Origin of the sequence: Undibacterium sp. TC4M20W (assembly GCF_049340245.1) — a bacterium.
Lineage (GTDB): Bacteria > Pseudomonadota > Gammaproteobacteria > Burkholderiales > Burkholderiaceae_D > Undibacterium.
The window spans coordinates 26,082-46,932 of record NZ_JBMPPI010000039.1 but is presented as its reverse complement, the minus strand read 5'-3'; the positions used below and the strand labels follow the sequence as shown (position 1 = coordinate 46,932).

Genomic DNA, 20,851 nt, shown 5'->3' with positions numbered 1-20,851 from the left:
CAAGTATTGGCAGTAATCCAGTCGGCTCGGACGTTTTGATGTCATGTCCCTTAGTTTACTGACTTGAAAGCTGCTTTGGGTTTACATCATTTTTAAAATAGCTCACTTTTTTTGCGTAAGTCCTAATTAATTATTAGCCCTGCTTTTATCGCCCGGCATTATGTAGTAACATACCTACAAATGATATTTTAAGAGGTGTTGCCATGGCCATCACTACCCTCTCCAGCCGGGAGCTTAATCAGGATGTCAGCCGTGCAAAAAAGGCCAGCAAGAACGGCCCAGTGTTTATTACAGACCGTGGTAAACCCGCACATGTACTGCTGAGCTTTGAAGAATACCAACGCCTCACCAGACAACGCCGCAACATTGCGGATGCGCTGGCAGCGCCGGGTGTTGAGGACATAGCTTTTGATCCGCAACGATCAGATATCAGCATACGTCCGGCAGACTTCTCATGATGTACATTCTCGACACCATTGTCGTCTCTGAATTGAGAAAAGTAAAAGCAGGCAAGGCTGATCCCCAGGTCGCCGCCTGGGCACAAAGTGTTGACGCTGCCGACCTCTTTGTATCATCCATCACCATCATGGAACTGGAACTCGGCATTTTATCGATAAAGCGCAAAGATGCAGCGCAAGGGGCGCTATTGCGGGCCTGGATGGACCACCATGTATTGCCAGAATTTGCCGGACGAACCTTGGCCATCGATACCGCCGTGGCCCTGCGTTGCGCCAGCTTGCATGTGCCCGACAAACGAGGCGAGCGTGATGCGCTTATCGCTGCGACTGCGCTTGTGCATGGCATGACGGTGGTCACACGAAACATTGATGATTTCAAAGCAACAGGAGTGTTCGTACTTAATCCATGGACTCAGAACGATGATACGAGCAGTTAATTATTTTAAAAAAATATTAGCGCTTTCCGTCGGATTGCTCGTTTTGGCTTCTTGCAAGATGCAGACTAATGACCAGACAGAGATCAAACTGGATGCTAAATACATGAGCACCAATTCCGAAGCGTGGGAAAACTTTCTGGGCTGCTGGGATAGTGAAATCTCGGCTATTGAAAAGAAAGAAAATAAAGTACAAGCACATCTCTGGAAAAAAGCACAAAGACTTCCTGTCGACTCAATTGACGCCCTTGAAAAAAGGCTTCAGTCCAAACTGCCGCAATCATACAAGGATTTCTTAATTGTATCGAATGGACAATTTCGAACGCTGCAATCACCTCCGTGGAATTCTACAGGCGCCGATTTTCATTCGATTGATAAAGTGGATTTATTCGCCAATTCCTCGAACCGGACTTACAAAATCTGGGTAACTGCAAATGAAGATGACAAAATACCCGACGAGGAATATTTTGTTTACGGGAAAGAACAAAGCGCACCCCATATGCGTCCAAGGTATTTAAATGAAGCCATCGAAGTCAGTCATTTTCCCGCTATGGTTGAAGAGTTTATTTTGTTAAATCCAAATGTCAAAACACGGGACGGCGAGTTGGAAACCTGGTGGCTAAGCCCGAGGCATCCGGGTGCATTAAGGTACAAAACTTTCGCCGATTTTATGATCTCCATCTACTATGCAGAGATTCATGATGGTTCGCTGTATCCAACAGATACGCAAATTGCCGGGACCTGCGCAAAATTTTTATATCAGAGATATAAATAAATTGCCGCATGCAGGGTGCTTTGTAACGCACCGATTTCTACCTTGCCACTATCCTCATTTATCATCACACTGTTGCGTCATAACACACTACTCTTGCTGAAAAAAAATGTCTTCACCTCAAGAATTAATACTCCATATAGCGGCAGATGTAGAAATTTCTGACATTGAAGATATTTTGCGCATCAAGTCTGAGCCTGTGAGTAACTATTACGATCACATTGCAACAGCAGCTATCGGACAAGTCTTGCTAATTTTCGGGAAACCATTCTGGAAATCAGACAACATGGATATTCCTGTGCCATTTAAGTTCAGGATTGAATTTGATTGTCAATGGCGCTGGGTGCGCTCACGTGAAATTCTTGTGATGCAATTATGCAAGGAACTTCATACAAGATTTAGAGGATATTATGTCGTCTCCCGTGATCACGCTCCCATTGAGTTTTGGACAGCGGGTGAAGGCTTCATTTTCAATGAAGCCGAGCGCAATTACCATGACAGGTACCCTCACAATTTCAGGAGTTGTGCCTTCATGGAAACGCCCTTTGATCATTGAAATTTTTAAAGAAAAAACTCTATCTTTACGCGCTGTGGCAAGCGCTGTGTGCGTAGGGTGTGTTGTAACGCACCAGTTTCCACCTTGCCACCATCCGGTTTATAGGCGCAAGCGATACCTTGTAATGCATCTTATTCCCTGCTCCTGAATCTCGTTTTTATTTGAAAGAAAAAATGTCTTCACCCCAAGAATTAATACTTCATATAGCGGCAGATGTAGAAATTTCTGACATTGAAGACATCTTGCACGTCAAGTCTGAGCCCGTAGGTTACTTTTCGGATGAATTTGCGAATGCGGCTGTCGGGCAAATCATGCTGAGATTTGGTGAGCCACACTGGGAATCAAGCAATATGAGCAATACCCAGCCGTTTAAACTAAAAATCGCGTTTGATTGCGAAAAATTCTGGGTACGCTCTCGTGAAATACTCGTGATGCAATTGTGCAAAGACCTTTATCAAAAATTTGGAGGATATTATCTTGTATCTCGCGATGACTTTCCAATTGTTTTTTGGCTTGGTAATGCAGGTTTTTTCCTGAACGAGGCCGAACGAAATTACTATGACTGGTTTCCCCATAATTTCATCAAGCGGGATTTTGTCGCTCTCTCTTTTAATGCCTGAACGATGATGTAAAGCCATTCTTTATGCCAAACAGTGTTTTGGTCTGGGGTTGCCGTCTTAAAGTATCAGTTTTCCGTTACTAAATTATTTTCACAAAAATGACTAATACAATTCTTGAATTGCATACAACTGCGATACTTCCCTCACATCGCATCTGGTCTCTTTTCGGTGATGTTGATTGGCACGACAAATCTGATACAGAAGATATTTCTTGTGACGCTGCTTTTGGCCCCATAGAAGTCAAGATCAGGCGACCTTGGTGGAAATCAGAAAAGCCTGATGATCATGGGAGATGGAATACAGCAATCTCTTTTCATTGCGAAAAGTCATGGAATGATGTTCGCATGATCTATGCCCTGGAACAGTGTTTCAATTTATACGATGATATCGGTGGGTATTATCTGGCCAAAGAAGATCGAGGAGATTTAGGCTTCATTGTAGAGGAAGATAAACTTATCTTGCCAGAGCAGTATAGAGATTATTTTTCTACATTCCCCATGCCATTTGATCGCATTACTTACAGCATACCTCCACAATTTTCTCCCCGTTAAGCGTTCACTTCGGCGATTTGCGTAGATACGATCAAAATTCAATCGCATCCACGCGAACCGGCAACTATCCAATAGCAGAAAATTATTTATTCCCTGCGGCCATCTACAACATCACTCAAGACAGCGGAGTCAACAAAAATGCCCGCTGCACACCGTTGATCTTGCCGGTGCCGGCCAGTTGGCCAGCATCGTTGATGTGCAGACTTTGGTAATCTATGTCGGTGAGGCCACTTGCAAGACTGCTGACATCGGCAATCACACCATTGCTGTACAAGAAGGACCGGTCAACCTGGCTGCGATCATTACTGAGCCTGTAATAACCTATCACCTGCCCCTTGTTATTGATGCCGCGTGCATAGCTATTGCCTGCGGCACCGCCGGGCATGCCCAGATTGAGCATGCTGCCTGCGGTATATAAAAAAGCGCGGTAATCACCATTGGCAATTCTGGCAGCACCTGCGACCTGGCCAAGATCATTGATGCCTGTGGCCTCGCTGTAATTACCGCCCAGGGTGCCAAGATCAGAGAACTGCCGTCCATCATATAAAAAAGCGCGATACTCCTGGCCATTATATGCAGTACCCGCGACCATCCCTGATGAATTAATCGCCGCTGGCAAACAACTGCCCTTGGACGACAAAGAACCTATATCGGTCAAGCCACCGCCGTAAGACAAGGCGCAGCGAGTTTGCCCTTTTGCATTGGTGGCACTGGCAACAATAACACCAGCATTATTGATTGCCATTGCCCTGCTGAAGCGGCCACCCAAGGTGCCTATATCCACCAGTCCGGCTATGGTGGCGACGAAGGCGTGCTCATCATAATTGACAAAGGTGCCGTAGCCCACGACCTGGCCATTATCATTGATGCCATTGATTTGAAAGTAGCTCCCGCCAAAACTGCCCAGCCGTATCGTGCGGTTGCCGCTGAAAATACCCAGCTCAACACTCAGGCCATCAGCACTGTTGATCCGGCCTGCCGCGAGAGCATTTTTATTGGCGACCAGCACTACGCCTGTGGTATTGCCTATGGGTGCGAGTTGACCATTCTGGCTAAGAAATGGGTATGGCAAACCATCGGCTCTTGCCGACAGACCACCAACCCGACCATCTGCCGTCAAAGCATAACCGCCACTGGTACCCGATTCAAAAGCACCAAGATCAGTCAATTGCCAGCCTGCAGCGAAGCAGGAACCACTCATGGCCAGCAGCGCACTAAAACCGCCGAGATATTTTTTAAGATTGAATTTTTTCATGAACTCTGGTGTAAATCCGGCCCATAGACCGGAGCGGCATTGTGCATCTGCAGAGACAGCACAATCTGGTGGGCGCCTGCACACCCCTGTGTTATCCACCGTTAATAAAGGCGTGCGGCTATGCGCAAGCGGGTCTGCCTGATGCCGGAAAAACCTTTCATGGCAACAGCGCATAGATGAAACGATATCAATCGAAGTGGGGTGATGCAAGTGGAATAGCGGACATGCAGGGATTGGTCATTGCGCAGGTTTTACCGGGATTGATGAGACTCTAACTACGAATTCGCCGCGCCTCATCATCCTATATTAAAGTCATTCCCGCATTGTTGGGACTGGAATACATCGGACTTACGCTGAGAGTGCAGACTGACCTCGCCAGCTTATCCAATAAGGACAACAATATCACTCCTTGTCTTTAACATTCTCACCGTCTCAACTGACAAGATGTTCAATCTTTGGAGAGTATGCTGCTTTGCCTGAGTCGATAAATTATCCAGCTGTTCAATGCAATCGCAAAGCGTATTCAATTCGCCAACGAACAAGTTTATGTTTTCATGCTGGATACTGACAAAGATACCCCAGTCATCTATCAGTGACAAATTGTGGGCTTTTGCAATCGGAAAAATTACGTCACGAAACCATGATTCGCTACAAACAGGAACATTGAATAATCGCTCTTGATCATTCAGTGGTGTCTTCACGCTTGCTGTTACGCTCATTATTAATCTCTTGATTTTCGATAATAAATTACTTTAAAAATTAAAGCAGGACATGGGGTGAGAAAAGTCTGCATCATGCCGACTTTCGGTCTGATTATAGGAATGCTGCTACTGACCGCAGATTTGCCTAACGACGCATCTGGATGCGGGCACAGCCCGGCAATAATGGCGGATCAAACAGACTTACATTCAGCCCACGCTCTTCGCTGCCAGCATGAGTAAGCCTGAACATGTCGGGGTCATAAGCATACACCAGAGAATCGCGACGGCTCACGCCTATTCTTATTAAATTCCCTACTGACCAGGCCTTGATTTTCGCGGAGTCGGTCTTGCCAGCACGCGAAAACTTCACATCCAGAGCAGGGGCATCGACCTGTGATTCGTCGAAAATAGAGGCAAACGGCCAGCAGTTAACTACTTTACGAAAATCTTCTTCCCCTGCCAGATCCTGTGACCTGACCCAGCCCCATGGTGAGATGTTATTGGGGTCTTGTGACTTCATCCCCACATATATCCATTGCTTATCCGCGGTCTTGCTTAACTTCCAGTTGATACGGACAAGTTCCCCCAATGCCAGACGAAAAGAGACCTCTGCCATCTCGTCTGGTTTGGTGCGAACGGCAGCCCCACTGATCCGGCTTGCGAATAGCGCGCAAGCCAGGTCATTAGTGCGGGACACGCAGGCAGTTAAAGAAGTTCCGGCGTAAACAGGTGTGCAAAGCGCTGAACCAATCACGCACCCAATCAAGATTTTTGCGGTCAGGTACAGGAGTAAATAAGTTCGCATGGGTCAATTTACCAAAATAGAGGTCTTGTATTGTGCATATGATTGCTCACATCTTATGCGATCTATCAACATGCCTGAAACGCAAAATTAATCTGCCCCGTCAAAGTCCCGCTACCTACGGCTGGCATGTACACAGTCTGTATCGCATATCCCACCAGCGTCGCATTGGATGTAATGGCGGTGCTTGCACCTGTGGCGTCTGTATTGGCGTTACCACTCATGGTGATCGTGCCGGGGCTGAATGAGACTATAGTCGTGCCTGTTGGTATGCCTGTGCCTGTCAGCACTTGCCCAGGGGTCAGGTCATTGGTACTGCTGACGCTGGTGATCTGGTTGTTGCCGCTGGTGACGATACCGGTAAAACTCAGCACATTGGCGGGAATGTCAAAGGGCGTGACATTGCTGGCGCTGCTGACGCTGAAGGCAGCGACGCTGGCGACCACGTTTTGCGATGCATCTATGAGGTTCAGCGCCAGCGTGCCAGCGACTGTTGCGACTGGCAGCACAGTGGTGACGCTGACAGTAGTACCAACCGGGAATTGAGGCGGGCTCAGGCTGACTGCAAAATCACCGCTGGGGCCTGTGAGTTGCACGGTCTGGGTGGCAACGGCAGGCTGGTAATTGCTGTCGCCTGAATAGACCGCGGTGACAGTATAGCTGTGGGTATAGGCACCATCAGGCAAGGCAGGGACGCTAAAGCTGGCCGCTGCGGCCTGGCCGTTTGCCAGTGTCACACTGGGTTGGCTGCTAGTGTTGCTCATGACACAGCCATCGACAAAATAGCTGACGCTGCCAGTTGGCGCTGTACTGCTGCTGCCTCCAGAAACGCTGGCCGCCAGTTGCAGGCTGCCACCTTGCGTGCCGCTGGCGGGTGCTGTCAGTGTCACAGTCGGCATGGGTGTACTGCCCCAGGTGCTGAGGGTGATGCTGACATTGCCGACACTGCTTTGCTGGATATTGGTGCTGCTGCCAAACTTGTCGTCGTAAGGAAAAGCATAAGCCAGGCCACTCTCGGTCAGGCCAGCCTGGTGCCAGTACTTGACCCAGTAGTTGAAGGGCTGGCTATCTGGATACCAAGAGCTACTGTCACCCCAGGTCGATGGGTCATTGAGGATGATGCCACGGTTGAAGGCGGCAGAAATTGAATTCTCCAGATCGCCCTGCACCGCCAGCGCGGCACCGCTCAAGCCACGCAGGGTATTGTCAGCAAACACGGCGTCACAGGCGAAGATCATTTGCGAGGCAGATTCCTCGGCCATGGCGGAGCTGATCCATGCAGGTGGCGCAGCGACCGGGAAAACCGGCGTGTAGTCAGCCAGTACATTTTGTGTCGAGAACGGGTAGTAAATCGTGTAGGTATTGCTGTCGGTGCCGCTGCCATCTTTCAATGAAAGTGCATAGCTGCCGTCGGTCTGCAAAGCCACGCTGCCGCTATAAGTCAATGGATGGCCAAAGGCTGAGGATTGCAGGCTGAAGGTATTGCCGCCGCCATTCGTTGGCACACCAGGGCTTGATGTGGCGGGGCTGCTGAAGTATTGCAAAAAGAAGTTATCTATCTGGGCATTGAAATAATTGTTCAGCGCATCGCTGGCGGCCACATTGGGGTTCTCGCAAATGTCCTTGGGCGAGACGATGCGCATGGGTGCTGCGCCCAGGCATTCCATGAAAGGGCTGGCATTATCCTTGTTGCTTTGCTCCTTGATGAAGGTCGCAAAATTACTCATGTCGCTGCCATTGAAAATATCATCGCGCACGCCGACGACACCGACGGGCCCGGCCATGACGGCAGTGAGTGCCGCAGCACTAGCTGTGGCGGTAGCAGGCAGGTTCAATACCATGCTGGTGGGGTCAGCACCCGTCGGCACGCTGACCACTGCGCTGCCTGGCGCAATGCCGCTGCCAGTCACTGGCACACCCTGACCCAGGCCAGTGCTTGCAGTCAAACCTGTGACCTGAGTGCTGCCTACGGTGGTGTCACCAGTGAAATTAACGTTATAAGTCTGGGTCGCTGCAGCATCCTTGAAGAACTGCAATTGCATGGGCAAGCCAAAGGCATCGACCTGTGAGGTATCAATATCGACATTGATGCTACCATCCGCATTCGAGGCGACGGTAAATTCGAGAAAATCATAAAACGTGCCAGTACTCGGGTCTTGCGCACTGGCCGGGCTCGGTGACGAGACTGAGGCAGGTGTGGATGTGACCGACACCTGGGCCTGCGTGGGTGCACCGACAGAAATCAAAATGCGCCCCGAATATTGCTGGTTGTTATTGCCGTTTGCATCCCCCGTATAAGCCGGCGCAGGCAGGCTCAGGCTATTGCCCCATTGCGTGAGGGTGTAGCTAGGCAGGATAACGCCATCTGGCGAATTGGGCCCTGGCGGAGCCAGCTCAGTCACAGCAGTCGGCACCACCTGCGTCTGCCCTGCCGCTGGTGGCACCAGGTAATAATTGGTACCCTGCGCCGGAGTCTGATTGTTGCCGGGATTGATGATGAGGCTGCCATATACCGTCACCCAGACATTATCATTATTGGCGGGCGAATTATTGGTGATCGTGACGGGGACGGTTGATTGAATGGGGAAGGAAGACATGAGGAAACGCTCCTAGAATGTAGTGACATCGTAGAAAAGGCAGGCGGCAAGCCCACCACGGCTGACGCAATATCCTTGCCTATTCTACATGATCAAAACACAACTTCGACACATCCATGCTGCTCGCCGCCAAATCCTTCCCTTAGAGAACTGATGAGTGGCAACCCTGGCAGCAACATCTCAGGCAATGATAATGCTGGTCCCCTTGAAACGTATGCTTCCATCCTTGTATCTGGCAAACGCCATCCATTCGACATAAGAAAAATCCCGGCCCATCACTGCCTGGTAGCACTGCACAGGCTTGTTGAATGGCCAGATACGATCCCATTCATTGAGGCACCGCGCTACCTCTACCTCATGTACGGCTGCTACATGCAGCCTGGACAGATCGTCAGCCTTGCGCGCATAACGCTCCCATGGCAAACCTGCCTTGCGCAACAGGGCTATGCCACTGAGCTCAGCCAAGTTCTTGATCTCCATCGAAGCTTCCAGCGTCATGTCAGGATAGATTTCTGTCCATTGCTGGCCAGGGTAAAACTGCTCACGATAATCGAGTGACGGACATAGGCTTTTGCTATTGATGCGGGCTGCATATTTCCTGCTTTCGCTTTCGCGAAAATGCCAGGCCCGGTTCTCCCATTTGAGGCTCACCTCATCAAACACGCAAGCCTTGCCCTGTTTGATAACAGGTTTGCTGACCACAAACGCATCTGGCTTGGAAAGACAGCGCACCAGCGTCATGCCATTGACCAGCTTGTAGCTCGATTGCGCCATAACGTTGGCGCTCAGCACTTGCTCAACCGCTGCGACGTCACAGGATAAATTGGGGACTTCATAAACAATGATGGGTAGCATTACTTCCTCCAAAAATCCCAGATGCTGCGGGGCACCCTGGCCGGATAATCGCGATAATTATCGACCAGTATTTTATAGTCTCTTTCTACTGGTCTGGGTGAACGGATAATATCTGAAGCGTAAGACATAATGCCGGGCCGCATTGCAGGATCGATATATTTGAATTCGTCGTGACCACGTCCCAAGGCATGCAGGATTTCATGCCCGGTGACATTGAAATTACGGCCACGAGGCAGATACATCGTCAACTCATTGCTGTCCCAGTATCCACCGGTATTTTTAGGCAGTCTGCTGTTCTCTGCGACCTTTTTTCTGAAGGCCTCGTCGTCCATCACATTCATTTTGAATGCAACGGGCTCATCTTTTTGCGCGAGATGAAAATCTACATTCATGCCGTATTTACCGTCTTTGCCATTAATCAGATTCAGTTGTTTGACAGCCAGATCACAATCAGGAACGGTACCTATACATTCCAGTGCAGCCTTGGCAGAGAGTACGTTATCAGTAATGTTCAGGTTTTGCAAATTACCCAACTGTGCGCCATTCCATTCGCGTATGGAGCTGGGTGTGGGTTCTGGACTATTTGCTATATGTGCAGCAATTCTCGCGCGGATTTTTCCTATATCTTCAGGCGAGACTTGCGAATAGTATTTACTTCCCTTTCTGGCAAAGTCAGCATAATCCACCTCAGGTAAACGACTAATATCCAAACCCAGGTCATTCTTGAATACCTGACGCTGCAACCATATCACTTCCTGCTCGCGTGTGAGCCCTGGTGGCGGCAACTCTAAAAGTTTCTTATGTTTTTGCAGCACGTCGGCCCCCGTATATCCTGCCGCAGCCCCTCCCTGGCCTTGCTCATTGGAACGCATGGCAGCATCCATAGACTGCCCATCGTACTCACCCCATGAGGCTGGCTCCTGCTCGACATCACGCATCTCGTTGCGTTGCCAGCTATTGAAGGGTAAATCCGGCTGCTGCCTGCCACGCAACAACAAGGGATCACCCCTGTCGTTCATACCGTCTGTCCTTATTGGTATATCCTGCTGCGGCCAAGAAACTATCTGCTCCTGATCTAGTCGCCGATCTGCCTGGAATACAGGGATATCAGCTTGTGAACTGCTGTCGCTGTCTGGCAAACCCGCCAGATCGTCATCCAGAACTGGAAAAAAATACGGCAAGCCATCCCTGCCTGTGTAGGTGTTTCTTATCATGTCATCCTCTATGATGTTAATGGTCTATCGTTTCCTACGCCTGTCTTTCTGCGTGCATGATGCGCTTAAGCGTCAATATTCTTCTTCATCAAAATAAGTCTCTTCATGCGTCCATAAGGGACGCGCCTCCCAGTCCCTCAGATAATGTTGTTCAGGACCAAAGAACACGCTGGCATGCATCACGGCATCCAGCTCCACCTGCTTGTCTTCAACATAAGAGCGATAACAACTGGCACCATGAAACATGTGGACTGGGCTGGCTCCTTCTGCAAGGCGGGCATTCCAGGCCTGGTAAGCTGCGATTCTGGTGCAGGCAGATGTTTTAGGATAATCTTCCCATGCATATTCAAAATATTCATCGCACTGCTGCGGCGTGACCGCAGCTTTTGATTTTGGTTTTGTTTTTTTTATTGGTTGACTGTTTACTGGTTTATCGTTCCTGGTAACTGGTTCATGGTTACTGGTTGCGATCTGTGCAGTTTGCAATTTCGTCTCTGATCTTGTTTCTGATTTCAGAGGTGGAGCGTTTGCATGAAGTGTTTTCCCTATGCCGATTTGCTCAAATTCTTCATCTGGCTCTGCAACCAAGCCTGCCCTGGCACCGCCCCAGCGTGCTTTGTTGGCAGACTTGGCACGGTCGGCTTTGGCCCGGTATAAGGCCAGCTCTTCTTCACAACGACTATTCGTATGGCCTGCATCTGAGATCACAAAGAAGTCAGACAAGACATCTGCCACTTCACGCATATATTCGCGCATACCTATCAAGCGTGCGACTTTTTCAGGGTCGGCTGGCAAAGCTGCTTCAGTTGTGTAATACAGGTCCAGCATGCGGCGGTAGGCCAGGTCTTCCAGCAAGCTCAGGTGACGGGTGTGGGACGCATAATCTCCCAGATGGAAGGAATAAAAATTCATGCGCACCCTCCTCTTGTATTGTTGTTGTGACTGCGAAATGAAAAATAAATGGCCAGCCCTGCAAATGACCGGGCGTGACTGTACGCTTGAATCAGAATATTCAATGAAAACCTCATTAACAAAAATAGTAAGACACAGGTCAGGACAACCCGTGCGGAAAATGATATGTGTGTAAACTGGAAAGCAACGCGAATTGATATGCGGCCAGGCGCGTTGCGAGATGTGTTAAAACGTCGCGTAGATGCGTAGTTTGAATGCGCGCCTTGATTGCACGCGGTAATGTTGTGTAAAAACGCTGTTCAGAAAACCAGGTAGTGACGCCAGCCTGCCGGAAGATAAGCTTAAGATACACTTTCCCCGCAATGATGCATGTTACACAAACTGCACGCATCCACCAAATTTTTCTTAAGTCAGTTTAAAACGCAGACCAGGTCTAAGAAAAACCCTGAAAAAACATGGCGCAACGCCCGAAACCAAGCTTTTTTACCTGCACCCCAGTACAATACTAGCTGGTTCATTTTCCACCATCGACAACATAATGCCGGTTAAATTTCAACCCCTGTTCTGCCTTGCCCTGGCGCTGCCTGCCATGTATAGCCCAAGTACCCTGGCTTCTACTGAAAAACAGGCGACCGTTACCAGCACTCAGATTAAAAAGCAGTTATCTGCCACTGAAACAGAGGCCAATAACTTGCGCAAGCAGGCGACAGAAAACCCCGGTAAATACCTGCCCCAGCTGATCACGGCCATCATCCGTCAGGGCACTATTTATCATAAGGAAAACCGCTACCAGGAGGCGCATGTCGCCTATGAAGAAGCGCTGGAACTCTGTGACAAGGTAGAGGCAGGCAAAGCAGAAACCTACCAGGAACACCTGTACATGCTGCGCTACAATCTGGCCTTGCTGTATCAGGCAGAAAAAAACTGGCCACAGACCAGGGTTTATTTTGAAAAAGCAGTTGCCGTCAGCCGTCTGCAGGTAGAAAAAAACCGTGATGCTTACTTGCCGCAATTGACTTCGACCCTGCATAGCCTGGCAGATCATGACAAAGAACAGGCTCTGCGCCCGCAAGCGCTGGCGTCCTATAACGAAGTCATCGCCAACTATCGCGAGTTGGTGCAGAAAGATGCCTATACCTACACGCCAAGGCTGGCCAACGCCTTTTTTCATGCGGGCGTGGTTCAGTATCAGGAGAAAAAACTTCCTGAAGCAAGGCAGATGTTTGAAGAATCGATTGCGTCTTACCGTCTTGCGGTAGTAAGAGAAGAAAAATTCAAACCGGAATTGGCGCTCAGCCTGTCCAATCTTGGCATCACCAATAAAGCCGACAACAAATACGCTGCAGCACGGGCAAATTTTAATGAAGCCATTGCCATCTACCAGGCTGAAAAGCAAAAAAGCGCCCATACCCAGTATGTGCATGCCAACTCAGTCAGAAGCCTGGGGGATTTGAATGCCATCGAAAACAAACGGGCTCAGGCGCAAGCATCCTACGAAGAAGCAGCCAATATCTATAGGCAAATCCCTGCCAGTTACGCTGACGAGGCCCGTCCATCGTTTGCAGCGGCCCTCATAGAACTGGCGCACATTTACAAGCAGAATAATCTTCAAGCGCAAGCAATCAGCGCGTTTAATGAGGCTATCGCCAATTATCGCCAGTTAAGCCAGAAAGATGCGCAGACCTACACACCCAAGCTGGCCAATGCGCTGCTTAACCTGGGCTTTGTTCTGCATAATGATAGAAAATATGCAGAAGCAAAAAAAACTTATGAAGAATCAGTCAGTTTTTACCGGCTTGCGGCATTAAAAGAAACCAGGTTCAATGCCGGGCTTGCCTTAGCCCTGAGTAATATTGCACTCATCGATAAACTTGATAATAAAAACCCTGAAGCGCGCCAGGCTTTTGATGAATCCATTGCCCTTTATAAGGAAGATATAAAAAGCAATCCGGCGTCCCTGCATGGCTATGCCGTGACACTGGAGAGTTACGCTGAGCTCAACAAGAAAGAGAACGAGCTGGCGCTGGCACAGGCAGCTTATGAAGAAGCCGTCCGCGTCTATAAGCAAGAGCTGGCGACAGAGTCAGCACAGGCCTTGCCTGCCTTGCCTGCCTTGACAACTGCGCTCATCAGTCTGGGTGACTTGTACCGGCAAATGCGGCTGTCTGACAAGGCAATTGCTGCCTACGGCGAGGTCGTCGCCAACTACCGGCAGTTAATCCAGAAAGATGCAGACACCTATACACCAAGGCTGGCGAGCGCCTATTTTTATCTGGGCGTGCTGCATTTCAACGAAGACAGATATTCAGATGCAAGACAGGCATATCAGGAATCTGTCAATTTTTACCGTACTGCGATAGGAAAAGAGCCCCGGTTCAAGCCTGAACTTGCCCTGAGTATTTCCAATCTTGGCATCAGCTACAAGAATGACAAAAAATATGCCGAAGCGCGGCTGGCGCTTGATGAGGCCATCGCCATCTACCGTGCAGAAAGCCAGAAGAGCGCCCATACGCTGTATGCCTATGGCGACACGCTCAAAAACCTGGGCGACCTGAACTTATTAGAAAAAAAGCAGACACTAGCACAAACGTCCTACGAAGAAGCCGCCACGATCTATCGCCAGGTACCATCCAGCTATGCCGATCAGGCAAGGCCCAACTTTGCAGCAACACTTAATGAGCTCGCAGATATCTACAAGCAGACAGGGCAAAGCGACAAAGCGCGCGTGATTTATGAAGAAGCCGTCGTTCACTGGCGCAAACTGGCTGCCAAAACACCAGAGTATTATCAAAGGAGACTGGCAGGTACGCAATTGTCACTCGGTCTGATTTATTACAATGAACGTAAAAATCAAGAGGCACAGCAGGCACTTGAAGATGCCATCAGCATGTATGGCGCGCAGGTAGAAAAATATCCTGAGCTGACCCACAATCTTGCCGTCAGCTATTTAAACCTCGGCGATGCTGCGCTCGTCAACAAGCAAACCCAAAAAGCCTATACCGCCTATGGTGAAGCCCTGGCCCTTTACCGCAAACTGCTCAAGAAAGATAGTGACACTTATTTGCCACCACTGACCAATTTGCTGGCCACCATGGCAGAGATAGACCTGACGCAAAAACGCAATAATGAAGCTTACACCGCGCTGGAAGAAGCGGCAGCCAATTACCGCAAGCTCTCGGCAAAGGATGCAGCCTCAGCGCAGTTGTATGCGAAAAAACTTGCCAGCGTCTTGAGCCAGTTTGGCTACCTGAATCTGAATAACAAGCCACAACTGGCCGAAGCACTGTTCACTGAAGCCCTGACTGTCTACCGACAGCTTGCTGCCAGAGAACCGCTTTACCTGCATGATCTTGCGTCGGTACAAGTCAGGCTGGCCATGGCCTTGAACAATCAGAGAAAGACGGTCCTGGCGCGACCTCTATTGGAAGAAGCTATCGCCAATTATCGCAAACTGGTCCAGCAAAAACCAGAATTGACGGATGAACTGATCTTTACGCTGTCACAACTGGGTGAGCTCAATCTGAAAGAATTTCACTTCGATGATGCCCGCAAGATGTATGCAGAAATACTCGCACTTTGCCGCCAGCAAATTGACAAAAACCCGGCTACTGAAAAGCGCAAGCTGGCATGGGTACTTGCCAGACTGGGCACGTTTAACATCATCGGCAAAGACCTGATACAGGGCCGTATTTTCCTGAATGAAGCAATCAGTATCTATCGCCTGGATTACGCACAACGCAACGACACCGCCAATGAATTTGCGATGGCCCTGTATGGGCTGGGTTTGCTCAACGAGGCAGATAACAGAGCCTCAGCAGCAATCAAAGCTTTTAGTGAAGCCAGCACCCTGCTGCAGGAGCAAAAGCAATTAAGCCCTGCCCTGCAAGCTGAACTGGCCAAAATACTCCACAGCCTGGCGACCGTAGAGTTTACCGAAAGGCGTCTCAAAGATGCACAGGAACATATCAATGCAGCGCTGGCTGTCCGCAGGCAATTGGCAAAGGACACTGAAGCTGAGCAACGAGACCTGATCGATGATCTTGCCCTGCTCTCCAGCATTCATATGCTCAACAAGGATTTGCCCAAGGTCAGGCAAGTCTATGCAGAAATCACACAGCTTGCCGAGCGCACAGGGCCGCTGCCACCAAAAACACAGGCACGCGTCGATATAATCAAGCTCTTTATTAAAAATACCAAGGGCTTATAAGCATTTTACTTCGCGCCAGGATCAGGTTCACAGCACGCCTGCCTGGGCGTGCTGGCCTGACAAAGGTCTGACCATCCACGCAAACATGCCGGGCCCTGCTGCTGAAACTCATTTGGGCGCGTGAAGGCCCACATGATCAGCGCCCTGGCGCCGACACGTGCCCCACTTCATACGCCTGCACATGATCAGGCAAACCTGCAGCTTGCGCGGCTGAGGCATCACGCCATAAAGTAAAGCGCACCAGTGTCCATGCATTCGGGTCAAATGCCACCAGCGTTGCCAGCGCACCGGCTTGTTGGCTGATGTTTTTTGCGGCGGCAGTTTCAAGCTCGCGCAAAGCGCCAATATCTGTGTAAGCCTCAATCTGACTGTTCTCACGTGTAGCAAATGTCGCGCTGCGCACCTGCGTATCCACATGACTATGCCACACCGACCACTGACTGACTGCAGGCCAGCCAAAAGCTTGCGACACCGCCTTGAAGCCATCGCCGCAGATGAAATTATTCATGCCCTCGTTGTCCTGCCACAGATAAAAGGGCGCATAGGCATTATGGCTGGACGTCGTTGGTTCCCGGCCTTTGCTAGCATGCAGGTAAGCCTTGAAAGCCAGGCCGGGGAAGTTATCCAAGATATGCCCCTTGCTGGCAATACGCTGACGCACGATGTCCATGTCGTAGTCGGCAGGAAGGGTGAAGTTGTATTGCATGGCGATCATGTTGGGTGTCCTTTTTGCGATTGGTTTGATGGGGAATTTTTCTTGTAGATTGCAATTGTTGCAGGTTGGACCGGATTCGTAGGTTGCGCATTGTAGGTGGTGCTATGCATTGTAGGTTGGGCTACGCCTCATCAGCCCAACACTCGGCGTTTCAATGCCGTATACGTTTGGCAAAGGCCCAGTGTTGGGCTGATACCCCGTAGCCCAACCTACGACGTTACAAAATTATCGAACCCGACCCAACCTGTGTCATTGCAAAACCTCACTCATACCGCGCCACCCCGTCATACATCACACCACCACTAAACGACCAGTCCTCAGCTGCGGTAGTATTGATAATGACCAGCACATCCTCAGCGCGGATACCTGGCGACACTCCCAGCAACTCTACCAGCCTGTGGTAAAACGCCGCCTTGGTCGCAGCGCTGCGCTGGCGGCCAGCGGTGATCTGTATTAGTACAAAATCGTCCGACCTTGGCTTGTTCTCGTGGCTGAGATAATCACGGTCAAACACCAGTTCATTCACTTCATGCTGATGGATGATCTGGAAGCGGTCCTTGAGTGGCACTTCATATGCTTCTACCAGTGCCTGATGCAAAGCATCCGACAAGGCTTGCAGGTATTCAGGTGATTTACCCTTTAACAGGGATACGCGGCTCATGGGCATGATTTACTCCTTTGATGTTGAAGTAGTTTGTTTCGCAGACAATTGGCGCAGCGCGGTGACAGCCGATGCCGCCGTAGGCCAGCCCGCATAAAACGCCAGTTGAGTGATGACCTCGACCAGCTCTGCATGGGTGATGCCGTTGTCCAACGTGCGCTGTATGTGAAAGGGCAATTGCTCGCTGCGGTTCAGCGCAATCAGGGTGGCAACCGTGATCAGACTGCGTTCACGCGCGGCCAGGCCCGGCCTTTGCCAGATGTCATCGAATAAAACAGTGTCGGTCAGCTCGGCAAACTTGGGGGCGATGTCACCCATGAGTTCGCGGGCGATGGTGCTGGGGATTTGCATGGTGCGACTCCAAAAACGTTATTGACAAGTACAAGATACCCGACTATCTTCATCCATAAAATCAGATAATTTCAAACCCATCATTCCAAAAACCGGGATGGACAAAAGATAAACAAAAGGAGCAAGCCAGTGAGCAAGATCACCTTTGACCTTGATGTCATGCGCACCTTTGTGACAGGCATAGAGCTGGGCAGCTTTGCCAAGGCGGCAGACAGGCTGGGCCGCTCCACCTCTGCCGTCAGCGCCCAGCTCAAGAAACTCGAAGACCAGGTCGGCAGCCCCATCCTGCGCAAGTCTGGCCGTGGCATGCTGCCTACGGCTGCGGGCGAAACCCTGCTGGCCTATGGCCGCCGCCTGCTTGAACTCAATGACGAAGCTGCCGCTGCCGTACGTGGGGTTGATCTCGAAGGCTGGATCAGGCTGGGCATACCTGAAGACTTTGGCGAACGCATACTCACCGACGTGCTGGGCCGCTTCGCCCGCGCCCACCCCAGGGTCAGGATAGAAGCCAAAATTGCCCGCAACGCCACCCTGCTTGACCTCATCACTGGCGGCCAACTTGATCTGGCGCTAACCTGGGATGGCGGCATCAGCACCCCGCACAGCGAACACCTGCGCAACTTTGCCATGCACTGGATAGGCGCGGCAGACCCGCAACTGCAAGCTAGCTATCCCGGCGATGAACCCCTGCCCCTGGTCGCCTTTGAAGCCCCCTGTCTCATGCGCAGTTGCGCCACCAGCGCACTTGACCATGCCAACATCCCCTGGCGCCTGTCCTTCACCAGCCCCAGCCTGTCCGGCATCTGGGCCGCCGTCGCCGCAGGCCTGGGCGTGACAGTGCGCACCGCAGCCGGCCTGCCTAAACACTTGCGTATTATCGACAACCCCGCCCTGCCCACTTTGCCCATGCTGGGCCTGAGCTTGCATCGCCTTGAGGCTGAGCCGGACATGGCCGTGCAGCGTTTGCGCGCGATTATGGTGGAGACGCTAATGGAAGAAGGAACGGGGCAGTAGTTAAGAGCGGCGTGATGGCTGGCAAAATCAAGATTAAGTATTGAAAGGGCGTTGAATGAGCATATTAAATAGCTTGCAGAGCTACATTGGATTAAGTGTTGGCACTCGGCGGTTTACTCCCGTCGATAGTAATAAATTAGATCATGCAGAAATGGAACTCGGGTTTCTATTGCCATCTAGCTTAAGGAAATTTTACCAAGCAGTCGGTTATGGCTGGCTTGCAGAAGATAATCGGCCTGACATCAGAAATTTATTTATCCATCCTTTGGATATGGTTGATCTGTATAAGGGCATTTCCGAGTTTGGACCACCAGAGCAATTTTTGCCTGGGGATGTTCCTTTTTTTGACTGTGGATCATTCAGATTTTTAGTGTTTCGACCAAATTCTGCCAATCCAGAATTCATCTATAGAGATAATGGTGACATAAATCCGGTTGCGAACAATGCAGAAGATTTAGTAGCCAAACTTTTGCGAAATCCACATTTTTATGAAGAATGAGTTTTCAATATCTCTTGATTATGGACGTGCAGTTTGTCGATTCAGGTAAAGCCAGAAATCAATAAATTGATAAATCCCATTTTCAAATTCAGATATGATGTACGTTCTACATCTTTTTCCATCTGCCCATGTCCACTCTCAAACTGCGCCCAGTCTCTGCCTTGATACTTGCCTCCGGCCTTTTGCTGGCTGCAGCCAGCCAGGCATAGTTGCCCGCCACCTACACGCTGGACGATAAAAAACTGCTATGGGCAGAAGCCATCTCGTATTTCAACGGTACTGAATATCAATACGAATTGCTGCGTTTTGACAGTGAAGCGGCAGCACTTGCCTGTGACAAAAATCCATATGCCTGCGTCGGTAACAAAGCTATCAGCAAACAAAGTTTCCGCTTGCCTTTGCCTGCTGTTCCGCTTTACCTGAAAGACATCGTCAACAACCAGCGCAACTCCACCATCAGCAAGCCCGTACTTGATCCTGCCAGCAAGACCTGGGTCATGGTGCTCATGAAATCAACAGGGCCTAGCGATTTCCCCAAAAACATCAATCCGCAAAACTGGCTGGACCAGTATGCACTGACAGCCTTGCCGGGTTTGAATGATCTGAAAACCGACAATACCCTGACTACCCGGCGCGAACTGAGCCGTATCTACGACCCGGCAGCTCTGGATGCGGCCTTAAAAGCTGGCATAGTTAACAGCAGTAACATCAACATCAAACTAGCAGATGGCTCTACCCTTTTGCGCAGGGCCGCCATTTTCAAAGAATCAGAAATGATCGATACGCTGCTCAAGAACGGTGCCCGTGCAGACGTATGCACGCCCTTGTGCCCCTTGAACAGCGCCATTCAAACACAGGATATCGCCCTCATCAAAAAACTGCTCGATGCAGGCGCCAACCCCAATGGCGGCAATGATGTTTATCGCCCACTATCGTTAGCTGCCTTATTGGCCAACAAAGACATTGTTGAGCTCTTGCTGGCCAGAGGTGCAGACCCGCTCTTGCCGCAGAAAGAAGTCATATTTGGAGGTGACATACACAAAGCCTTGCTGCAATACGCGCCTGCAGACAATCCCGCATTTACCAGCTGGCTACAAACAAAAATAGACCAGGCGCTGGAAAAGACAGGCAACTACAAATGGTCAGCCTGGATAGAGCAAAACGGCCAGAGAACAAAACTCACCGACAATGCCGTCATCAAGCTCAAAACAACACCATTCAAGATCGTCATGCAGATCAACCCCGAGCATTCATTCAGGTTGATTTGCGCCGAGGACAAAAGCCTGTTTGAACATGCCAAAGACATCCACTTCAGGACTGACACACTCAGCCCTTTCAATGTTGGCGCGTCAGCTGACGACAGCAAATACCTGTCCTGCGGAAAAATTACTCAGGAACGAGGCAAATGGCTATTCGACGGTGCAACCAAAGAACTGAGCTATACCGAGAAAGCCGATGAAAAGACCGGTACGCAACGCACAAAAGGCACTAACGGAAATGAATACAGCTACAACGTCACCGAATTTATCAGCGATCGTAACCCAGTCCCCCTGGCACAGTACAAAGGCAAGGAACTAGCCATGATGATAGGCACCGTGCCCAGATCAGGCATGGGCGCAGACTACTTCCGCCCGGCCAGCTTTACGATCAAGTTTCAGTGATGGGGATTACCGAACG

20 protein-coding genes are annotated in these 20,851 nt (G+C 50.1%); 10 read left to right on the top strand and 10 right to left on the bottom strand.

Annotated elements, in window-relative coordinates:
• The first annotated feature begins 203 nt into the window (after positions 1-203).
• The 6 genes from ACO0LL_RS27750 (at position 204) to ACO0LL_RS27725 (ending at position 3,391) form a co-directional block, all read left to right on the top strand.
• Positions 204-458, top strand: coding sequence for a type II toxin-antitoxin system Phd/YefM family antitoxin (locus tag ACO0LL_RS27750; protein ID WP_422954056.1), 255 nt, complete (start codon positions 204-206; stop codon positions 456-458).
• The gene (locus tag ACO0LL_RS27745) at positions 455-895 is read left to right on the top strand and encodes a type II toxin-antitoxin system VapC family toxin (RefSeq protein ID WP_422954055.1); all 441 of its coding nucleotides are present in this window, start codon (positions 455-457) and stop codon (positions 893-895) included. Before ACO0LL_RS27750 ends, ACO0LL_RS27745 begins: the two co-directional genes overlap by 4 nt.
• A gap of 103 nt (positions 896-998) precedes the next feature.
• Entirely contained in the window at positions 999-1,667 is a 669-nt protein-coding gene (locus tag ACO0LL_RS27740) for an SMI1/KNR4 family protein (protein WP_422954054.1), read from the top strand.
• Between the two features lie 106 nt (positions 1,668-1,773).
• The gene (locus ACO0LL_RS27735) at positions 1,774-2,220 is read left to right on the top strand and encodes a hypothetical protein (RefSeq protein ID WP_422954053.1); all 447 of its coding nucleotides are present in this window, start codon (positions 1,774-1,776) and stop codon (positions 2,218-2,220) included.
• 173 nt (positions 2,221-2,393) lie between these two features.
• Positions 2,394-2,840: a hypothetical protein gene (locus tag ACO0LL_RS27730; protein ID WP_422954052.1), complete on the top strand. Its 447-nt coding sequence runs from the start codon at positions 2,394-2,396 to the stop codon at positions 2,838-2,840.
• A gap of 98 nt (positions 2,841-2,938) precedes the next feature.
• Positions 2,939-3,391 carry a hypothetical protein gene (locus ACO0LL_RS27725; protein WP_422954051.1) on the top strand — a complete coding sequence of 151 codons (453 nt, stop codon included), beginning with the start codon at positions 2,939-2,941 and terminating at the stop codon, positions 3,389-3,391.
• A gap of 115 nt (positions 3,392-3,506) precedes the next feature.
• Here ACO0LL_RS27725 and ACO0LL_RS27720 read toward each other — a convergent pair whose 3' ends face one another.
• The 7 genes from ACO0LL_RS27720 to ACO0LL_RS27690 form a co-directional block, all read right to left on the bottom strand.
• Positions 3,507-4,646, bottom strand: a complete 1,140-nt coding sequence (locus tag ACO0LL_RS27720) for a hypothetical protein (protein ID WP_422954050.1) — start codon at positions 4,644-4,646, stop codon at positions 3,507-3,509.
• A gap of 380 nt (positions 4,647-5,026) precedes the next feature.
• Complete coding sequence (locus ACO0LL_RS27715; RefSeq protein ID WP_422954049.1) at positions 5,027-5,365, bottom strand: hypothetical protein; 339 nt, start codon at positions 5,363-5,365, stop codon at positions 5,027-5,029.
• 127 nt (positions 5,366-5,492) lie between these two features.
• A complete protein-coding gene (locus ACO0LL_RS27710; protein ID WP_422954048.1) occupies positions 5,493-6,044 on the bottom strand; it encodes a hypothetical protein in 552 nt (183 codons plus the stop codon).
• A 173-nt stretch (positions 6,045-6,217) separates the two neighbouring features.
• Positions 6,218-8,746 carry a beta-1,3-glucanase family protein gene (locus ACO0LL_RS27705; protein WP_422954047.1) on the bottom strand — a complete coding sequence of 843 codons (2,529 nt, stop codon included), beginning with the start codon at positions 8,744-8,746 and terminating at the stop codon, positions 6,218-6,220.
• A 180-nt stretch (positions 8,747-8,926) separates the two neighbouring features.
• Positions 8,927-9,601 (bottom strand): hypothetical protein, encoded by a 675-nt coding sequence (locus ACO0LL_RS27700; protein ID WP_422954046.1) that lies wholly within the window; start codon positions 9,599-9,601, stop codon positions 8,927-8,929.
• Positions 9,601-10,815 (bottom strand): hypothetical protein, encoded by a 1,215-nt coding sequence (locus ACO0LL_RS27695; RefSeq protein ID WP_422954045.1) that lies wholly within the window; start codon positions 10,813-10,815, stop codon positions 9,601-9,603. The genes ACO0LL_RS27700 and ACO0LL_RS27695 overlap by 1 nt, the downstream gene beginning before the upstream one ends.
• A 72-nt stretch (positions 10,816-10,887) precedes the next feature.
• Complete coding sequence (locus ACO0LL_RS27690) at positions 10,888-11,727, bottom strand: YdaU family protein (protein ID WP_422954044.1); 840 nt, start codon at positions 11,725-11,727, stop codon at positions 10,888-10,890.
• Between the two features lie 538 nt (positions 11,728-12,265).
• On the opposite strand from ACO0LL_RS27690, the gene ACO0LL_RS27685 reads away from it, so the two are divergent.
• Positions 12,266-15,934 (top strand): tetratricopeptide repeat protein, encoded by a 3,669-nt coding sequence (locus tag ACO0LL_RS27685; protein WP_422954043.1) that lies wholly within the window; start codon positions 12,266-12,268, stop codon positions 15,932-15,934.
• Positions 15,935-16,070: 136 nt separating this feature from the next.
• Here ACO0LL_RS27685 and ACO0LL_RS27680 read toward each other — a convergent pair whose 3' ends face one another.
• The 3 genes from ACO0LL_RS27680 to ACO0LL_RS27670 all read right to left on the bottom strand — a co-directional run bounded on the left by ACO0LL_RS27680 (position 16,071) and on the right by ACO0LL_RS27670 (position 17,661).
• A complete protein-coding gene (locus ACO0LL_RS27680) occupies positions 16,071-16,649 on the bottom strand; it encodes a DUF4865 family protein (protein ID WP_422954042.1) in 579 nt (192 codons plus the stop codon).
• Positions 16,650-16,911: 262 nt separating this feature from the next.
• Positions 16,912-17,316 carry a tautomerase family protein gene (locus ACO0LL_RS27675; protein ID WP_422954041.1) on the bottom strand — a complete coding sequence of 135 codons (405 nt, stop codon included), beginning with the start codon at positions 17,314-17,316 and terminating at the stop codon, positions 16,912-16,914.
• Positions 17,317-17,319: 3 nt separating this feature from the next.
• Complete coding sequence (locus tag ACO0LL_RS27670) at positions 17,320-17,661, bottom strand: carboxymuconolactone decarboxylase family protein (protein WP_422954040.1); 342 nt, start codon at positions 17,659-17,661, stop codon at positions 17,320-17,322.
• 129 nt (positions 17,662-17,790) lie between these two features.
• On the opposite strand from ACO0LL_RS27670, the gene ACO0LL_RS27665 reads away from it, so the two are divergent.
• The 3 genes from ACO0LL_RS27665 to ACO0LL_RS27655 all read left to right on the top strand — a co-directional run bounded on the left by ACO0LL_RS27665 (position 17,791) and on the right by ACO0LL_RS27655 (position 20,835).
• Positions 17,791-18,675 carry a LysR substrate-binding domain-containing protein gene (locus tag ACO0LL_RS27665; RefSeq protein ID WP_422954039.1) on the top strand — a complete coding sequence of 295 codons (885 nt, stop codon included), beginning with the start codon at positions 17,791-17,793 and terminating at the stop codon, positions 18,673-18,675.
• A 55-nt stretch (positions 18,676-18,730) separates the two neighbouring features.
• Positions 18,731-19,174, top strand: a complete 444-nt coding sequence (locus tag ACO0LL_RS27660) for an SMI1/KNR4 family protein (protein ID WP_422954038.1) — start codon at positions 18,731-18,733, stop codon at positions 19,172-19,174.
• A gap of 209 nt (positions 19,175-19,383) precedes the next feature.
• Positions 19,384-20,835, top strand: coding sequence for an ankyrin repeat domain-containing protein (locus tag ACO0LL_RS27655; protein ID WP_422954037.1), 1,452 nt, complete (start codon positions 19,384-19,386; stop codon positions 20,833-20,835).
• The last annotated feature ends 16 nt before the right edge of the window (positions 20,836-20,851 follow it).

Bases quoted from the DNA above. Each gene is read 5' to 3' on its own strand.
- ACO0LL_RS27750 (WP_422954056.1), top strand. From the start codon at position 204: ATGGCCATCACTACCCTCTCCAGCCGGGAGCTTAATCAGGATGTCAGC.
- ACO0LL_RS27745 (WP_422954055.1), top strand. From the start codon at position 455: ATGATGTACATTCTCGACACCATTGTCGTCTCTGAATTGAGAAAAGTA.
- ACO0LL_RS27740 (WP_422954054.1), top strand. From the start codon at position 999: ATGAGCACCAATTCCGAAGCGTGGGAAAACTTTCTGGGCTGCTGGGAT.
- ACO0LL_RS27735 (WP_422954053.1), top strand. From the start codon at position 1,774: ATGTCTTCACCTCAAGAATTAATACTCCATATAGCGGCAGATGTAGAA.
- ACO0LL_RS27730 (WP_422954052.1), top strand. From the start codon at position 2,394: ATGTCTTCACCCCAAGAATTAATACTTCATATAGCGGCAGATGTAGAA.
- ACO0LL_RS27725 (WP_422954051.1), top strand. From the start codon at position 2,939: ATGACTAATACAATTCTTGAATTGCATACAACTGCGATACTTCCCTCA.
- ACO0LL_RS27720 (WP_422954050.1), bottom strand. From the start codon at position 4,646: ATGAAAAAATTCAATCTTAAAAAATATCTCGGCGGTTTTAGTGCGCTG.
- ACO0LL_RS27715 (WP_422954049.1), bottom strand. From the start codon at position 5,365: ATGAGCGTAACAGCAAGCGTGAAGACACCACTGAATGATCAAGAGCGA.
- ACO0LL_RS27705 (WP_422954047.1), bottom strand. From the start codon at position 8,746: ATGTCTTCCTTCCCCATTCAATCAACCGTCCCCGTCACGATCACCAAT.
- ACO0LL_RS27700 (WP_422954046.1), bottom strand. From the start codon at position 9,601: ATGCTACCCATCATTGTTTATGAAGTCCCCAATTTATCCTGTGACGTC.
- ACO0LL_RS27695 (WP_422954045.1), bottom strand. From the start codon at position 10,815: ATGATAAGAAACACCTACACAGGCAGGGATGGCTTGCCGTATTTTTTT.
- ACO0LL_RS27690 (WP_422954044.1), bottom strand. From the start codon at position 11,727: ATGAATTTTTATTCCTTCCATCTGGGAGATTATGCGTCCCACACCCGT.
- ACO0LL_RS27685 (WP_422954043.1), top strand. From the start codon at position 12,266: ATGCCGGTTAAATTTCAACCCCTGTTCTGCCTTGCCCTGGCGCTGCCT.
- ACO0LL_RS27680 (WP_422954042.1), bottom strand. From the start codon at position 16,649: ATGATCGCCATGCAATACAACTTCACCCTTCCTGCCGACTACGACATG.
- ACO0LL_RS27675 (WP_422954041.1), bottom strand. From the start codon at position 17,316: ATGCCCATGAGCCGCGTATCCCTGTTAAAGGGTAAATCACCTGAATAC.
- ACO0LL_RS27670 (WP_422954040.1), bottom strand. From the start codon at position 17,661: ATGCAAATCCCCAGCACCATCGCCCGCGAACTCATGGGTGACATCGCC.
- ACO0LL_RS27660 (WP_422954038.1), top strand. From the start codon at position 18,731: ATGAGCATATTAAATAGCTTGCAGAGCTACATTGGATTAAGTGTTGGC.